Raw genomic sequence first — 1,493 nt, forward strand, 5'->3', positions numbered from 1 at the left:
TATCAATCTGTGTGGACACTCATAAACGAGCAATCTTCGTATTAAGGAGGTGATCCAGCCCCAGGTTCCCCTAGGGCTACCTTGTTACGACTTCACCCCAGTCATGAACCACAAAGTGGTAAGCGTCCCCCCGAAGGTTAAACTACCTACTTCTTTTGCAGCCCACTCCCATGGTGTGACGGGCGGTGTGTACAAGGCCCGGGAACGTATTCACCGTAGCATTCTGATCTACGATTACTAGCGATTCCGACTTCATGGAGTCGAGTTGCAGACTCCAATCCGGACTACGACGCACTTTTTGGGATTCGCTCACTTTCGCAAGTTGGCTGCCCTCTGTATGCGCCATTGTAGCACGTGTGTAGCCCTACTCGTAAGGGCCATGATGACTTGACGTCGTCCCCACCTTCCTCCGGTTTATCACCGGCAGTCTCCCTGAAGTTCCCACCCGAAGTGCTGGCAATCAAGGATAAGGGTTGCGCTCGTTGCGGGACTTAACCCAACATTTCACAACACGAGCTGACGACAGCCATGCAGCACCTGTCTCAGAGCTCCCGAAGGCACACCTGCGTCTCCGCTGGCTTCTCTGGATGTCAAGAGTAGGTAAGGTTCTTCGCGTTGCATCGAATTAAACCACATGCTCCACCGCTTGTGCGGGCCCCCGTCAATTCATTTGAGTTTTAATCTTGCGACCGTACTCCCCAGGCGGTCTACTTAACGCGTTAGCTCCGAAAGCCACGGCTCAAGGCCACAACCTCCAAGTAGACATCGTTTACGGCGTGGACTACCAGGGTATCTAATCCTGTTTGCTCCCCACGCTTTCGCATCTGAGTGTCAGTATCTGTCCAGGGGGCCGCCTTCGCCACTGGTATTCCTTCAGATCTCTACGCATTTCACCGCTACACCTGAAATTCTACCCCCCTCTACAGTACTCTAGTTTGCCAGTTTCAAATGACCTTCCCAGGTTGAGCCTGGGGCTTTCACATCTGACTTAACAAACCACCTGCATGCGCTTTACGCCCAGTAATTCCGATTAACGCTCGCACCCTCCGTATTACCGCGGCTGCTGGCACGGAGTTAGCCGGTGCTTCTTCTGTCGCTAACGTCAAATAATTGCGTAGGAGTCTGGACCGTGTCTCAGTTCCAGTGTGGCTGATCATCCTCTCAGACCAGCTAGAGATCGTCGCCTTGGTGAGCCATTACCTCACCAACTAGCTAATCTCACTTAGGCTTATCCAATCGCAGAAGGCCCGAAGGTCCCCTCTTTTCCCCCGTAGGGCGTATGCGGTATTAGCTATCGTTTCCAATAGTTATCCCCCTCGACTGGGCAAATTCCTAAGCATTACTCACCCGTCCGCCGCTCGACGTCCAATAAATCATCCGAAGAATCTTTATTGCCGTTTCCGCTCGACTTGCATGTGTTAGGCCTGCCGCCAGCGTTCAATCTGAGCCATGATCAAACTCTTCAATTTAAAGTTTTGATTTTGTTTCTCTAT

General features: G+C 52.0%; 1 rRNA gene. It reads right to left on the reverse strand.

The window, feature by feature from the left end:
* Window positions 1-42: 42 nt before the first annotated feature.
* Window positions 43-1,469 (reverse strand): 16S ribosomal RNA (locus F0227_RS21715).
* Window positions 1,470-1,493 lie beyond the last annotated feature (24 nt).

This window comes from Vibrio sp. 99-8-1 (assembly GCF_013114595.1).
Lineage (GTDB): Bacteria > Pseudomonadota > Gammaproteobacteria > Enterobacterales > Vibrionaceae > Vibrio.